Origin of the sequence: Citrobacter sp. Ct235 (assembly GCF_030332305.1) — a bacterium.
GTDB lineage: Bacteria > Pseudomonadota > Gammaproteobacteria > Enterobacterales > Enterobacteriaceae > Citrobacter_A > Citrobacter_A telavivensis.
The window spans coordinates 66661-80987 of sequence record NZ_JAOWIC010000036.1 but is presented as its reverse complement, the minus strand read 5'-3'; the positions used below and the strand labels follow the sequence as shown (position 1 = coordinate 80987).

The window sequence follows — 14327 nt, the reverse complement described above, 5'->3', positions numbered from 1 at the left end:
CTCCTGGTTAGCCCTGCTGCGCGGGTGGAAGCGCTTTGCAGGTGTTGCCATCGCAACGAAACTTCAGCTCAGGGTGTCCGCCATAATCGTTCACGAACATCATGGAAAACTGACTGACATTCCCGTCCGTTACCGCAAACTGCTGGCTCGATTTGGGCGCGATCATGATCCCCGGAAATTGGGTGATCTTCTGTCCAGCCCCTTTGGACAGCCCAAGGATCGTGACGTAATAAGGCGTTGGGTTCTGTACCGTCATCTGGCTGCCGTTTTTATGGAACACCACCTGGTCCTGCCAGACTTCACTTCGGGTCTTCGGGATCACCGCCGCCGGGCGGTAAAACAGCTTGATGCGCGACTGCATGGCCAGTTGCAGCGTGTTCGGTTTATCCGGCTTCGGCGGGATCTCTCTGACGTTGAGGTAGAACAGGCTCTCTCTGTCCTGCGGCAGCTTTTCAATCCCGGCGGTTTTGGTGACGCGCGCGATCCCTTTCTGTCCCCCGTTGATCCGCTGTAGAGGCGGTAACACAATCAGTGGTGACGTAATCTTGTTGCCTTTTTCATCCTCTACCCACGACTGGGCGAGGAAGGGAATATCCGGGCTGGTGTTGGACAGATTGGCACTCGACGAGGCCTCTTTCTCCGTAATAATGACGCGGGTCCGATCCAGAGAGACCCCTGCCTGCGCGTAGCCGCCAATCATGCTCAGCGCCCACGCCGCCATCAGATATCCGTTATGTCTTTTCTTGCTCATTTTTGGCCTTTTATTACAGTGAGAAAACTCGTTGCGTCGAGGTTAACGACACGGCAAAAACCCGTTCGCTCGCCCGTCGTTTGCACCTGGCGGGATCGTGACCTGACATTGCTGTTTGCCGCCCCACATCACGTTCAGCGTTTCGTTAGCATTGACCCCGGCAAGCCAGGCTTGCCCGTCTTCCAGCACCATCGCGACGCTCACCCCATCGGTGTTGTAAATTTCCGCGCCGAATGGCGGTACGCTGCCATCCGCGAGGCGCAACGTCCCCATCATCTTCATCCCCTTCGCCATGCCGAAGGCCTGATAGCCAATCGCGCCTTCCGTCAGGGTCGTTGTACTGATGGCTTTTGACGGTTCGACATCACTGTCCATCGCATCCACGTCCACGCGGGTGTCAAAGCTGTTGTAGCTCACCACATCCGGCACCACGGCAATGCCGTAGCCGTTAGTCCTCGACTTCTTGCCGTTGAGCGGAACGCCGCCAATGCCGTTGGTATCCACCATGACGCGTGCCGTATTGATCGTTGCGCCGCTGTTATGCATCGCCGCGCCGTGGCGGGTTGCCGTGAAGCCGCCGCGCAGGGTGGTGCTCAGCGCCATGTACTGGTTCTGCTGATAGCTGGCGTTGGTATTAATTTCCGCCAGTTGCGAACGATGCTGGTAATAGCCGTCAACGCTGGCATTACCGCTCTGGCTGGCGCCGGCACGAATACGCCACAAATTGTTGTAATCACTGTTGTCGGTGTAAGACGCCATCGGACTGGTTTTGCCGTTGTTGGTCTGGATATCCAGCCCCGCCCATTTGTTGTCGCCAATCGGCACCGACAGCGAGAAGGAGATCGAGTCGTCTTTGCGCCCTTTGTAATCGGTACGGTAAGCGGAAAGGTTGGCAGAGATGCCGTTGATCTCGCCAATCCGGAAGGAGCGTCCCACAGACATACCGTAGCGATCCTGGCTGCGCTTATCCCAGTAGTTCTGGTGCGTCCAGGTGAGAAAGACGGTCGTCGCCTTCCCCGCTTCGCCAGCCCAGAACGTTTTATTCCCGGTGATGGTATAGAGCTCTTTTTCGCGTCCCAGATGGTCATATCCCTGGTAACGTTCATCGAGGTATTGCGACATTGAGCGGAAGTCTTCCTGCGAGAACCGGTAACCCGCGAAGGTTATGGAACTGTTGTATTCGTCGAAGGTTTTGGCGTAACTCAGCTTGTAAGAGGTCCCTTTCAGTCGTTTACCGTCAGACTCGCGACTCCATGACTCGGTGGCATCAACGGAAATGGCGCCAAATGCGTAGAGATCGCGCCCGATACCCAACGACGCCGCGGTGTACTCTTCACCGGAAGACTGTAAACCGCCGTACAGCGACCAGGCGTTGCTGACCCCCCAGGAGAAATCGCCGGAGAGGAACGTCGGGCCCTGCATTTTATGGTTGTAGCGGGATGGCGTACCGCCTGAGATGTTGTAACGAACATAGCCCGGACGCGTGAGATAAGGAATGTTGGCGGTGTTCACCTGGAAGGTCGACACCGAGCCGTCCTGCTCTTCAACGCGCACATCGAGCGTACCGCGCACCGAACTGCGTAAATCCTGAATATTGAACGGTCCGGCGGGCACGGTGGTTTCATAGATGACGCGCCCACTCTGGCTGACGGTCACTTTGGCGTTGGTGCGGGCGATACCATGAATTTCAGGGGCATAGCCCTGTAACGCCGGTGGCAGCATCCGCTCATCACTGGCAAGGTTGATCCCGGTAAAACGCACGGTATCGAAAACCTGCGAATTCAGGTAGATCTCACCCAGCGTCAGTTTCGCCGCGATCATCGGCAAGGGGCGGTAGGCGTAGATCTGGTTCCAGTCGAAATCGAATTGATGGTTCTGGCTGTAGTAGCTGGTCTGATACTCACCGCGCAGACGCCAGCCGCCGATGTTCGCCCCTGCCTGACCGTAGCCTGAAACTGCGCTGTAGTTTTCCTGGCCGTTGAACTGGCGAGTGAGTTGCCCGTTGAGGCTATAATCGAACAGGAGCCCCGCAATCCCTTCATCCCAGCGTTCAGGCGGCGTCCAGCTCGGATCGTTATACTTCATCCACGCCTGCGGTACAGTAATTTCAAGCACGCCGGCGTAGTTGCTTAATTTCGCCCCCGGCAGGCTTTGCAATGAGTAGCAATTCTCATAGAGTTGAGTGACCTGCGCGCGCGCGTCATCTTTCAGCGCCAGCTTATCCAGCAGGTCGCCGCTGATGCACGGCAGCGTGCGCTTGCCTTCGGGAGCATCGATATAACGAATTTTCTCCTGGCCGACCGGTTGACCGTTAATGCGGATATCCAGCAAATAATCGCCAGGGGTGACATAGTTGTCGGTCGCAAAACGCGACAAATCAATCTGGGTACGCTCCGAAGCATCCAGGACATCGGTATTAAACTCTATGCTCTCCTCGGCACTGGCCGTCGCCGCGTAGCCGCTATTCATCACCAGAAGAGCAATCATCGTTATATGGGTTTTTAATTTTACCGACATGATTTTCGTCCCAAATAAATCCGTTAAATACGTTCTGCGTCCCGCGACGTTATTGTTATGCTGTTAGTGGTAATCCATAAAAAACTGCGCAACCGCAGTAAACTCGCCCGCTCTTATATATTTTTGAACCGGTACCAGCGATGCGGAAAATTTTAAAACGTTATCAGTCTCGCTCAGTTCATATCCCGGAGAGGGCTGACCCAGCGTTAATATTTCACCCTGACTGTCACGTAGACGAATGCCGAAACCATCGGCTTCACCACTGACTAATAACGTGGTGGGATCGGATGCCGCCGCATTACCTATAAAGGTGACCGAGGCATAAGGATAAAGTGAACCATCGTTGCCCCGTTTCACCACGGAACAACCGGTCAGGCGTACCAATACTGGCCGCGTAATATTGCCTTCATCATTTCGATTAATCAGGCTGGCAGACACATCGCCAAACTCAACCACAATATCCCGACTGTTCGGATCAAGACTGCATGCCGCCTCAATCAGTTCACCGCTCATCGCTAATTTACCCGGCGTGACGGTGGATCCTAAAGCAGAAACCGACCCCGTCAGAGCACACAAATAAAGCGATAGTATGAACATATTGCTTATTTTCATTTTGTCCCTCCCTGGTACGATCCCTGATTTAAAAAAGTGCGGGATAAACTCCCGCACTCAGAACGTCGGGTGGATTACTGATAAGCAATCTCAAAGTTAACCGTGGACTGGAAAGAACCCGCAGCCACGGTTGCGCTTGCGCTTTCTGCTTTCACATAGGCGACAAACGGAATGCTGTTGGTGCCGTTAACTAACTGAACAGGCGTTGTAGCCGTGCCCCACACCACATCCTGGCTGGCGCTGTCACGCAGGCCGATACCCGCGCCAGAGGCGGTGCCAGAGGTGAATGCAGCCAGAGTACCGTCAGCCTGGTTTAAGCTGGTCGGGGTGTAAGTCACTTCTGCAGTTTGCGCCACGGTGATGTCGCAGTGCTGCAGTTCGATGTTCTGGTGTACGTTCCCGACGCGTGCACCGTTAGCCAGCGCAGAAACAGGAATTTGACCAAAATCAACGGTCACCGGGCTTGAACCAGGTGCCAGACCACAGGCGGTATTCACCAGTTCACCCTGGAATTCAATCACACCGTTCGTCGTGTCAGCTAAAACAGACATAGAACCCAGAGCAGCGGTGAAAGCAACAGCCATAGCAACTTTATTCATTTTCATAACAATATCCTGTTTGTACCAATATCCTGAGAAATAAAGAGTCATCACGTCGCAATCGTTATTTCGTTCTGCTGTAATCAACTCTTGGTTTTGTTCTGGAATTGTTCCGGTAATAATTAAATATGCAATAATATTAATTATCACCACTCCTTTGAACTGATAAAAATGCTACCAAATCCAAATTTCCACACAAAGCACTACATTTGCTATGGAATAGATACGCATTGTTAACTCGCAAGGAGAAGAAAGGCGGATTTATATCTCGCGAAGCAGTGCGATTAATCCTAAATACATGATGGGTTTTTAACGGATATAAAATAAAAAATCAGAAGGAAGATTAGGATAATTCATAATTATAGTGAAAATAAAATAATAATTTAGGAAATCATTAGATATTTAGCGCGACGTTCAACATTAAAGACTTGCCTGCAAATCTTTTAACGTCGCCAGTCACATCAAAACGGAAGGCCGCCTCGCAAATCCAGGCTGGAGGGTTATCTCAGACGAATGGCATCAGCGTTGCACTGCACCCGGCATTCGCCGCAGCCGGTACAGCGCTCGCTGTCCAGCACAGGGATCCCCGCCGCGCCGATGGCACAAGCCTGTTCAGGGCAGGCTTCGATACACTGGTTGCACGAGCGTAACGGATTAACGCAGGCAGAGCTGAACGTCGGGCGCAGGCCAGTATCAAAGCGAGCCTGAACGCACAGCGCGTCACTCGGGCATGCGGCGATGCACAAGCCACAGCCATCGCAACTGGCATACTCAATCGCCAGTTGCGGGTAGCCGTCCTCATGTCGGGTCAGAATTCCCATCGGGCAGGCAGTAATGCACTGGTTACAGCGGGTACATTGCGTGATGAACTGCACATCAGGCACGGCACCCGGCGGCAGCGGATGCGTCAGTTGAGACACCGGCACCTGAGGCGCAGTGTGTTTTGCGGCACTGACAAACGCGCGAAACAGCCCGCGTCGACTGACGTGCCGGTGCGTCATCAGCGCCTGATAATATTTCTCTGACTTGTTCATCCGAAGTACAACCGTTTTACCACCGGTTGCAGCGCCCGTTGCTGCTCCATATCATGCAGATAACGCGCGGTTACAGCGGCAAGGCGGGCATAGAACGGGCTCACCGGGCAGTCCTGTAACCGTTCCAGATAGCGATATCCCCATGGCAGCAGATACATCTCGAATAGCTGATTAACCGCCGCATCTTTGCCGGCCTCCAGCAGCGCGCTGCTGGCTAACAACATCAGGCCAAACTGATCTTCGGGCTCACTCTGACGCGCGTCAAACGCCATTCCCTGTGACTGTAAAAACCCACGGTACTCCGCGGTGGTATCGCCCATCAGCAGATTATCGCGTTCCAGCCAGACGGAACCCCAGGGCGGCGCGGGCATATCGCCCTGCCCCTCGAACAGCACGGAAAATTGCCACGCCAGTTCATCATCGTCCGGCAACGGCCAGTCGGCACACAGTCTGGCCATCTGCGCCGGATCGCGCCACGGGTACAGATCGGGCAGCGTGGGCAAACTGTCGAAAAGCGCTTTCACCTCCGGTCGCCCGGGAGAGTAGTAAAACAGTGCACCGAGGATACGGGGTAATACGGCAAGAGACGACATCTCTAAATACTCCTGAACGTGCCTGATGGCGGCTGACGCCTTATCAGGTCTACGACGACTACGGAAAAAGAGCGGCCGAGGCCGCTCACAGCTTACATCGGCAGCGTCCACAAATTGTAGAACGCAATCCTTCCCACAAGCTCCGCCACGATGACAATCAGTGCGGTCATCGCCAGAACGGTGACACTGGACTTCAGTCGCGCCCAGGTCACCACGCCAACAATCCCCACGGCCAACAGCGCCGCCTGTGCGGTAAACCAGCTGGTTTGCGCCGCCGTCAAGGCGCCGTCCGCACTCATCAACGTCGACATATACCCAGGGCGCAGGCAGAAGCTGGCCAGGATCGCCAACACGCTGACCAGCAGACCCAGACGCAGCCCAAACAGTCCGGCCAGAATGCCGCCGCCAATCAGCGGCGTCAGCACCATCATCGCCGTTGTATACGAAGTGCGCCAGGTGACCACCGTCGGCAACTGGTAGATTTGCGGGATCGCCAGAATAAAGGCCACGCCCACTATCGCAGCCAGCCACACCAGCGCTTTACACACTGCGGTCGCCCCACGATTGAGAAGCAAACCGAGGGAACCCAGCCCGCCAAGCGTGGCAAATACCGCCGACAGCACGATTTCGTTGCTCATCGGCGAATGGCCTACGCGCAGCAGCATGTTCAACGCACGCAGCGGTTGCCCGACGTGGATGATCCCCAGCAGTACCCCTACGCCAAACAGACACATGACGGAGAACAGGCCAATGGCCATCCGCCGCGCGTCAATCTGCCCCAGCGTACCGCCAATTAGCAGCAGAATGAACGCGCCGACCGCGCTTTGGGTAAAGACGGTAAAAAAGACCAGCGGTAACTCATGCATGGCGCACCTCCCCCATGTTCATAATGGCCCCTTCCTTGTCGCCCGTAGGTTTGGCCTTCGGGTGCGGCTTAATAATGAGGTTAGGATGGGTAAACGACGCGGCAGGCAGCGGCGCAATCTCATTCCCGGTGCCGTACTTCGCCCGCAGTTCGTCAATGGGACCGAAATCCAGCGCCCGCTGCGGACAGGAGTCCACGCAGATTGGACGCAGATTCTGCTCCAGTCGATCGAGGCAGCCGTCGCATTTGCGCATCACTTTAGCCGTAGCATCAAACTGCGGCGCACCATACGGGCAGCGCATTTCGCAATAGCGGCAACCGACGCAGATGCTGTCATCGACCAGCACCAGGCCATCCTCTTCACGTTTGTGCATCGCTCCGGTCGGACAACCGGATACGCAGACCGGCTCATCACAGTGGTTACAGGCGATAGAGAGATAGTAGGTAAAGGTGTCGTTGTGCCAGCTTTCCCCCTCTTTCACCCAGCTTCCGCCGCCGTATTCATAGACCCGGCGGAATTTCGGACCGACATCCAGATCTTTATTATCCTTACAGCTGACCTGGCAGGTTTTACAGCCTGAGCAGCGCGAGGAGTCAACATAAAAGCCATACTGTTTCATTGCAGATCACTCCTTAAGCGCGTTTGATTTCAACCAGGTTGGTATGCTGTGGGTTCCCTTTCGCCAGCGGCGACGGCAGATGACTGGTCAGGGTGTTGATGCACCCGCCAACGTCCACACCGTTGCTGTCCAGACGGGTCCACGCCCCCTGCGGCATCGCCACCACGCCCGGAAGAATACGCTGGGTCACCTTACAGGGGATCGCCACCACCCCGCGATCGTTGAACACGTGCACCAGATCGCCTGAGTTCAGTTGACGCGCGCTGGCGTCTATCGGGTTGATCCACACTTCATCCGGTACCGCTTCATGCAGCATCAGCACGTTGGTATAGGTTGAGTGGGTATGGCCTTTGGTGTGAAAACCGCTCAGCTGTAGCGGATATTTCACGGTTAACACTTTGTTCAGGTGTGATTCTTTCACTTCGCAGAACTCCGGCACCGCCGGGATACGATCGCCTTCCGGCAGCGTCCACGCTTTTGCGAGATCGGCCAGCGCCTGAGAGTAGATCTCAATCTTGCCGGATGGCGTAGTCAGTGGATTCGCCACGGCATCGGCGCGAAAATCAGCAAACGCCAGACTCTGTTTGTTTGTCGCGACGCGCTGGTCGATAACCCCCATCTCTTTCGCCACCGGCCATTCCGGCAGATACGGACGTTTTTCGCGGATCTGCTGATAGTGCATTTCTGCCCACTGCGCCTGCGTCCGCCCTTCGGTGTACTGTTCGCGCAAGCCAAGATGCCCGGCAATATCGGCGCAGATGTCGTAGGTGCTACGCACTTCCCACATCGGCGTGACCGTTTTCTGTAGGGCTATCATGTAGTTGTGAGAACCCGCCGCATAGGAGCTGTCCACCAGATCTTCCGCTTCGAGATAGCTGGTTTCCGGCAGCAGGAGATCGGCGTATTTCGCGCTCGGCGTCATGTGGTTTTCAATGACGATAATGGTTTCGCACAAACTTTCATCCGCGAGAATTTTGCGCGTACGGTTGGTTTCACCGTGCTGGTTCAACAGCGTGTTACCGGCCTGGTTGAAGAACAGCTTAATGCCGGTTTTCAGTTTGTCCGCCCCCTTCACGCCCATCGTGGTGGCCGTCATGATTTCAGGACGTTGAATCGCATCCGTCCAGAGATAGCACGGAATAGAGGTTTTGATTGGGTTGGTCAAAATCGGTAGCAGCGGCACGCCGTACGGGGTGCCATAAGGCCAGTTACCGTTGTTGGTTCCCGGCAGGCCAAAGTGGCCCGTCAGCGCAGGCAGCGTCTGAATGGCGCGCACAGTTTGCTCGCCGTTGGCGTGACGCTGCGGTCCCCAACCCTGACAAATGTAACAGGCACGGGCCGAGGCGATTTCACGCGCCAGTTGGCGAATGCGCGTCGCCGGAATACCGGTTATCTCCGCCGCCCATTCCGGCGTTTTAGCGATACCGTCATCGCCCTTACCGGTCACGTAGTCTTTATAGCTGGCATTCGGCGCAGCGCCTTCGGGCAGCGTGCTGCTGTCATAACCCACGCAGTACTTATTCACTTCAGCTTCATTAATCAACTGTTCGGTAATCAGCGTGTGCGCGATACCGGCCACCAGCGCAGCATCGGTCGTTGGGCGAATCGGCAGCCACTCGGCATGCTCGGTCACCACCGAGTCGGTATAACGCGGATCGATAATAATCACTCGCGCCTTTGAGACTTCCAGCGCGCGACGTAACTCTTCAACCTGTCCGCCACCGGACATGCGCGTTTCAGACAAATTCAGACCAAACAGCACGACCAAATCGGAATGGGCAATTTGCGTAAAGTGGCTCCCGACATAAACACCGTGGGTGTAGGGCGTTGCCGTGGCAATTTGCGCGGTGGAATAGGTGTTATGATAATTTAAATAGCCGCCGGTGAGATTCAGCAGACGCTTCCAGGCTGGCGTTCCCTGGGTATGGTAATAAGCGCCTGACTGATAATTATAATAAATGGCCTCACGGCCATATTTTTCCGTCACGCGTTTCAATTCTGCTGCGATAAATGCGGTCGCTTCATCCCAGGAAATACGTTTGAATTTCCCTTCACCGCGTTTACCTACGCGTTTCATCGGATATTTAATTCGGTCCGGACTATATACCCGCCAGCGACTGGAACGTCCGCGCAAACACGGACGAATCTGGTGCTCGCCAAATACCGCGTCGTCTTTTGCGTCTTCTGGTTCAATACGCACAATACGGTCGTCTTTAACGATCACTTTCAGCGGGCAACGGCTGCCGCAGTTGACCAGACAGGCGCTGTGGCGAACGGTTTCACCACTACCACCCTGCGTCGGCGCAGCGGTCGTTTCGGCCTGCGCGGTAACAGAGAAAGGCAACGTAATCGCGTTACTGAGCGCAACGGCGGCACCTATTTTGGCGGTGCCTGTCACCGCATCCCGTCGGGACAGTGTTGTGTTTAGCCATTTTTTTATTTCCATCTTTATTTCTCACATTTCATCCATAGTTATTATTAATAAGTCATCATAAAGGGCTAAACACGGCTGATGGTTGATTATGATCAAACGAACTTTTATGGGAAAATAAAGTGGAAAAACCATGACCGTCTTATCATTTTTCATCTGATAAAAAGCAGTGATTTAACTGAAAGTGACATTTCTCGATACAAACAAGAAATAAAAACAGAACAACAACGGCATAGTCGCTATGTATTTAAATATATTACGAATCAATATCCCGTCAGGCAAGTGAAATAAAATTCTTATTTTCGCGGCGTGCGTAAAAAGATTATTCCTGGACGAAAGTGATATTCCTGGCGGCCGGTGTCATATAAACTTTTCATGATAATTTATAGATAATATAATTATTTGTTATGTAAAAAAAGGGGGAAGTCTGCTCAGTGAGCTGGGTTCTCCCCTTAATCAGGCTATACTGTTTCATCATACCCATAGCCAGACCGAATCATGATCGCATCCGGACGCCATCCCTCTCTGCGCCTGTCGCTGGCAGGACTCCTGACTCTGACACTGTTCGGGGTCGGCTACACCCTGCATCTGCACTGGGGGGCATTCATTCAATGGTGTCTGGCGACGCAAATCACGCTGCACCGTTATCTGGTGATGTACCTGCTGCAGTTGAATAATCATCAGTACAGCGGCGGTTTCTGGTTACTGACGGGGGCCTTTCTGTACGGCGTGCTGCATGCCATCGGGCCGGGGCATGGGAAGTTCATCGTGACGACTTATCTGAGCACCAATAAGGAAAGCCTGCTGGCTGCACGGGTTGTGCCTTTTGTTGGCAGCCTGATGCAAGGCGTCAGCGCGATTCTGTTTGTGTTTATCCTCGCGATTGGCTTTAACCTGGCATCCGGTGATTTGAGCACCAGCCGGTGGTACGTTGAGAAAATTAGCGCGGTGCTGATCGCCGGGTTTGGCGCGTTTATGATCTATCATGCTTTAAAATCCCTGCGTCCCATCACCTTCACCCGGTTTACTCCCCTGCATAACCATGACGAGAAGTGCGGCTGCGGGCATCACGGCGTCGGGAAGACGCTGGAGGACGGCAACTGGAAAACCCGACTGGGGGTGATTCTCGCCATCGGCGCTCGGCCGTGCAGTGGGGCGATCATGATCCTGTTATTTTCCAACGCGCTCGGCATCGTCACCTGGGGCATTGCGGCGGTGATGACCATGTCCTTTGGCACCGCGCTGTCAATCATGGGACTGTCTTTGGCGGTACGCTATGCCCGCAATCAGACGCTCTCATGGTTCGGCACTGGACATCCGGCCCTGAAATGGCTGGCGCCTGCAGCCAGAATTGTCGGTGGCGTGGTGCTGATTCTTTTTGCCACGATCCTGTTCTTAACGGTGATCCCGATTAGCGCCAATGGCGATTTTATTGCCGCAGGTTGCTAACGGTAAGCGCAATAATTGTCCGATAATTGCGTACCTGCTCCGGTGAATTTCCCTGCCACCTTGGAATTACGTGTCCCAATAGGGATAATAACCACACGAACAGTGAACCCGGGACCACAATGAGACACTCTCTGCCTTGCCGCACGCTACGTACACGGCCGATGAAACTCGGTACGACGGTAATATTGATGGTCAGCGCCGTGTTGTTTTCTGTATTGCTGGTCGTCCACCTGTTCTACTTCTCACAAATCAGCCACATGACGCGTGATGCGTTAGCAAATAAGGCGCTGGCCGTTGCCCGAACGCTGGCAGACTCGCCGGAGATCCGCAGGGGGTTGATGAAAAAACCGGAGGATAGCGGGATTCAGGCAATTGCCGAAGCGGTGCGCAAGCGTAACGATATGCTGTTTATTGTCGTCACCGACATGAAAAGCCTGCGTTATTCCCACCCGGAAGCCCAGCGCATCGGACAGCCGTTTAAAGGCGACGATATTTTGCGGGCGTTAGATGGCAAAGAGAATATTGCCATCAACCGGGGCTTTCTCGCCCAGGCGCTGCGCGTTTTCACGCCCATTTACGACGACAATCACCGCCAGATTGGGGTGGTGGCGATCGGTCTGGAACTGAGCCGGGTCACCGAACAGATTAACAACAGTCGTGGCAGTATTATCTGGTCCGTACTTTTTGGCGTGCTGGTGGGTCTGCTGGGCACCTGGGTGCTGGTGAAAGTGCTCAAGCGCATCCTGTTTGGTCTGGAGCCATATGAGATTTCCACCCTGTTTGAACAGCGCCAGGCGATGCTACAGTCGATCAAGGAAGGGGTGATCGCCGTTGACGACAAAGGCGAAGTGACGTTGATTAACGATGCCGCCCAGGAATTGCTGAACTATCGCAAGTCACAGGACGATCCCCAGTTTTCCACGCTCAGCCACGCCTGGTCGCAGGTGGTGGATCTCAGCGAAGTTTTGCGCGACGGTACGCCGCACCGCGATGAAGAGATCAACATCAAAGACCGGCTGTTGCTCATTAATACCGTCCCGGTTCGCAGCGGCGGCAAGATTATTGGCGCAATCTCCACCTTCAGGGACAAAACGGAAGTTCGCAAGTTGATGCAACGGCTCGATGGCATGGTGAACTATGCCGACTCACTCCGTGAACGATCCCACGAATTCATGAATAAATTACATGTGATTCTGGGATTGTTACATCTGAAGAGTTATAAGCAACTTGAAGATTATATTATCAGGACGGCTAACAACTATCAGGAAGAGATCGGCTCACTGCTAGGCAAAATTAGATCGCCGGTCATTGCGGGCTTTTTACTCAGTAAGATTAATCGCACATCCGATTCAGGGCACAAACTGGTGATTAGCCATGACAGCCAATTACCGGACAGCGGCAATGAAGATCAAATTGCGGTATTGATCACCGCGCTCGGAAATTTGATTGAAAACGCGATCGACGCGTTAGCACAGCAGTCAGGAGGTGAAATCAACGTCTCCTTATATTATCGCAATGGCTGGTTGCATTGTGAAGTGAGTGACGATGGTCCCGGCATCGAACCGCACCGTGTTGACGCTATCTTTGAGAAAGGCGTCTCATCTAAAGGAACTGAACGCGGCGTCGGTTTAGCGCTTGTTAAACAACAAGTTGAAAGTCTTGGCGGCAATATTTTTGTGGAATCCGAACCTGGCGTTTTCACACAATTTTTTGTACAAATACCCTGGGATGGGCAGAGGGCCAGCACATGATCAATGTCTTTATTATCGATGACGACGCAATGGTAGCGGAGTTAAACCGCCGCTATGTCGCACAGATCCCCGGTTTTCAGTGCTGCGGAACCGCCTCAACGCTGGAGAAAGCCAAAGAAGTTATTTTTCATAGCGACGTTCAGATAGACCTGATTTTGCTGGATATTTACATGCAGAAAGAGAATGGGCTGGATCTGCTTCCCCTTCTGCATGCCGCCGGCTGCAAAATTGATGTCATTGTCATCTCGTCTGCCGCCGATGCCATAACGATTAAGGACTCGCTGCACTACGGCGTCGTTGATTACTTAATCAAGCCGTTTCAGGCCTCACGTTTTGAAGAAGCCCTCACCAGCTGGTTGCAAAAGAAAAGGGACATGGACAAGCACCAGTATTATGAGCAGTCAGAGCTGGACCAACTGATTCACGGCAGTGCGTCCAATGAGCAGGACACTCGCCGCCTGCCGAAAGGGCTAACGCCACAAACGCTGCGTACGCTGTGTCAGTGGATCGATGCGCATCAGGATTATGAGTTTTCAACCGATGAGCTGGCGAATGCGGTGAATATCTCCCGCGTCTCCTGCCGCAAATACCTCATTTGGTTGGTTAACTGCCATATTCTGGTCACCAGCATTCATTATGGCGTCACGGGCAGACCGGTTTACCGCTACCGTATTCAGGCAGAACATTATTCTTTACTTAAGCAATATTGTCAGTAGAAGAACAATCTTAACCTTGCGTTATTTCGTTATATATTGGTAACAATTATTACAATAATGAAAAAATAAAAAGGTTAAGGTTACTGTCTGAAAATTCAGAAATTGTGCCAGATCAAATATAATTGCATCACTTCACATTTATCAATGCTTTATTATTATCCGACATAGCATTGTTTTTAATTTCAAAAACGCTAACAAAAGTTAATAAAGTATTATCCACCTCATAGAGTGTGTATTTTTAATCACAAAGGAGTAGTCTGGAAATAACCAGACGGATTAACAAAAACGATAAACGGTAGCAACGGAGCTCATGCTACATCTTAGGGATAAGCACACTCTGTGAGCAGATGACATGTTCATATTTTTCATAAAGATACAAAAAAAGATCC

General features: G+C 53.2%; 12 protein-coding genes. 3 read left to right on the top strand and 9 right to left on the bottom strand.

Going from position 1 to position 14327, the window contains the following annotated elements; translation table 11 throughout:
- Positions 1 to 7: 7 nt before the first annotated feature.
- The 9 genes from OGY35_RS03470 to OGY35_RS03430 all read right to left on the bottom strand — a co-directional run bounded on the left by OGY35_RS03470 (position 8) and on the right by OGY35_RS03430 (position 10037).
- Complete coding sequence (locus OGY35_RS03470) at positions 8 to 721, bottom strand: fimbrial biogenesis chaperone (protein ID WP_152406245.1); 714 nt, start codon at positions 719 to 721, stop codon at positions 8 to 10.
- 72 nt (positions 722 to 793) lie between these two features.
- On the bottom strand, positions 794 to 3268 hold the full coding sequence (locus OGY35_RS03465) for a fimbria/pilus outer membrane usher protein (RefSeq protein WP_152401567.1): 2475 nt from the start codon (positions 3266 to 3268) through the stop codon (positions 794 to 796).
- Between the two features lie 63 nt (positions 3269 to 3331).
- Complete coding sequence (locus OGY35_RS03460) at positions 3332 to 3880, bottom strand: fimbrial protein (protein ID WP_178826554.1); 549 nt, start codon at positions 3878 to 3880, stop codon at positions 3332 to 3334.
- A gap of 74 nt (positions 3881 to 3954) precedes the next feature.
- Positions 3955 to 4485 (bottom strand): fimbrial protein, encoded by a 531-nt coding sequence (locus tag OGY35_RS03455; RefSeq protein ID WP_152401563.1) that lies wholly within the window; start codon positions 4483 to 4485, stop codon positions 3955 to 3957.
- A gap of 494 nt (positions 4486 to 4979) precedes the next feature.
- Complete coding sequence (napF, locus tag OGY35_RS03450; RefSeq protein ID WP_286631424.1) at positions 4980 to 5513, bottom strand: ferredoxin-type protein NapF; 534 nt, start codon at positions 5511 to 5513, stop codon at positions 4980 to 4982.
- Positions 5510 to 6106: a molecular chaperone TorD family protein gene (locus OGY35_RS03445; protein ID WP_286631423.1), complete on the bottom strand. Its 597-nt coding sequence runs from the start codon at positions 6104 to 6106 to the stop codon at positions 5510 to 5512. The genes napF and OGY35_RS03445 overlap by 4 nt, the downstream gene beginning before the upstream one ends.
- A gap of 92 nt (positions 6107 to 6198) precedes the next feature.
- Positions 6199 to 6972 (bottom strand): dimethyl sulfoxide reductase anchor subunit family protein, encoded by a 774-nt coding sequence (locus tag OGY35_RS03440; RefSeq protein WP_152401557.1) that lies wholly within the window; start codon positions 6970 to 6972, stop codon positions 6199 to 6201.
- Positions 6965 to 7591, bottom strand: coding sequence for a DMSO/selenate family reductase complex B subunit (locus OGY35_RS03435; protein ID WP_286631422.1), 627 nt, complete (start codon positions 7589 to 7591; stop codon positions 6965 to 6967). The genes OGY35_RS03440 and OGY35_RS03435 overlap by 8 nt, the downstream gene beginning before the upstream one ends.
- Positions 7592 to 7604: 13 nt before the next feature.
- Positions 7605 to 10037: a DMSO/selenate family reductase complex A subunit gene (locus tag OGY35_RS03430; RefSeq protein ID WP_286631421.1), complete on the bottom strand. Its 2433-nt coding sequence runs from the start codon at positions 10035 to 10037 to the stop codon at positions 7605 to 7607.
- Positions 10038 to 10520: 483 nt separating this feature from the next.
- Between OGY35_RS03430 and OGY35_RS03425 the strand changes: the two genes are divergently transcribed.
- From OGY35_RS03425 to dcuR, 3 genes are all read left to right on the top strand, one after another.
- Positions 10521 to 11471 (top strand): nickel/cobalt transporter, encoded by a 951-nt coding sequence (locus OGY35_RS03425; RefSeq protein ID WP_286631420.1) that lies wholly within the window; start codon positions 10521 to 10523, stop codon positions 11469 to 11471.
- A gap of 119 nt (positions 11472 to 11590) precedes the next feature.
- Positions 11591 to 13222 (top strand): sensor histidine kinase, encoded by a 1632-nt coding sequence (locus OGY35_RS03420; RefSeq protein ID WP_286631419.1) that lies wholly within the window; start codon positions 11591 to 11593, stop codon positions 13220 to 13222.
- Positions 13219 to 13938, top strand: coding sequence for a two-component system response regulator DcuR (gene dcuR, locus OGY35_RS03415; protein ID WP_152401549.1), 720 nt, complete (start codon positions 13219 to 13221; stop codon positions 13936 to 13938). The genes OGY35_RS03420 and dcuR overlap by 4 nt, the downstream gene beginning before the upstream one ends.
- The last annotated feature ends 389 nt before the right edge of the window (positions 13939 to 14327 follow it).

Bases quoted from the DNA above. Each gene is read 5' to 3' on its own strand.
- OGY35_RS03470 (WP_152406245.1), bottom strand. From the start codon at position 721: ATGGCGGCGTGGGCGCTGAGCATGATTGGCGGCTACGCGCAGGCAGGG.
- OGY35_RS03465 (WP_152401567.1), bottom strand. From the start codon at position 3,268: ATGTCGGTAAAATTAAAAACCCATATAACGATGATTGCTCTTCTGGTG.
- OGY35_RS03460 (WP_178826554.1), bottom strand. From the start codon at position 3,880: ATGAAAATAAGCAATATGTTCATACTATCGCTTTATTTGTGTGCTCTG.
- OGY35_RS03455 (WP_152401563.1), bottom strand. From the start codon at position 4,485: ATGAAAATGAATAAAGTTGCTATGGCTGTTGCTTTCACCGCTGCTCTG.
- napF (WP_286631424.1), bottom strand. From the start codon at position 5,513: ATGAACAAGTCAGAGAAATATTATCAGGCGCTGATGACGCACCGGCAC.
- OGY35_RS03445 (WP_286631423.1), bottom strand. From the start codon at position 6,106: ATGTCGTCTCTTGCCGTATTACCCCGTATCCTCGGTGCACTGTTTTAC.
- OGY35_RS03440 (WP_152401557.1), bottom strand. From the start codon at position 6,972: ATGCATGAGTTACCGCTGGTCTTTTTTACCGTCTTTACCCAAAGCGCG.
- OGY35_RS03435 (WP_286631422.1), bottom strand. From the start codon at position 7,591: ATGAAACAGTATGGCTTTTATGTTGACTCCTCGCGCTGCTCAGGCTGT.
- OGY35_RS03430 (WP_286631421.1), bottom strand. From the start codon at position 10,037: ATGGAAATAAAAAAATGGCTAAACACAACACTGTCCCGACGGGATGCG.
- OGY35_RS03425 (WP_286631420.1), top strand. From the start codon at position 10,521: ATGATCGCATCCGGACGCCATCCCTCTCTGCGCCTGTCGCTGGCAGGA.
- OGY35_RS03420 (WP_286631419.1), top strand. From the start codon at position 11,591: ATGAGACACTCTCTGCCTTGCCGCACGCTACGTACACGGCCGATGAAA.
- dcuR (WP_152401549.1), top strand. From the start codon at position 13,219: ATGATCAATGTCTTTATTATCGATGACGACGCAATGGTAGCGGAGTTA.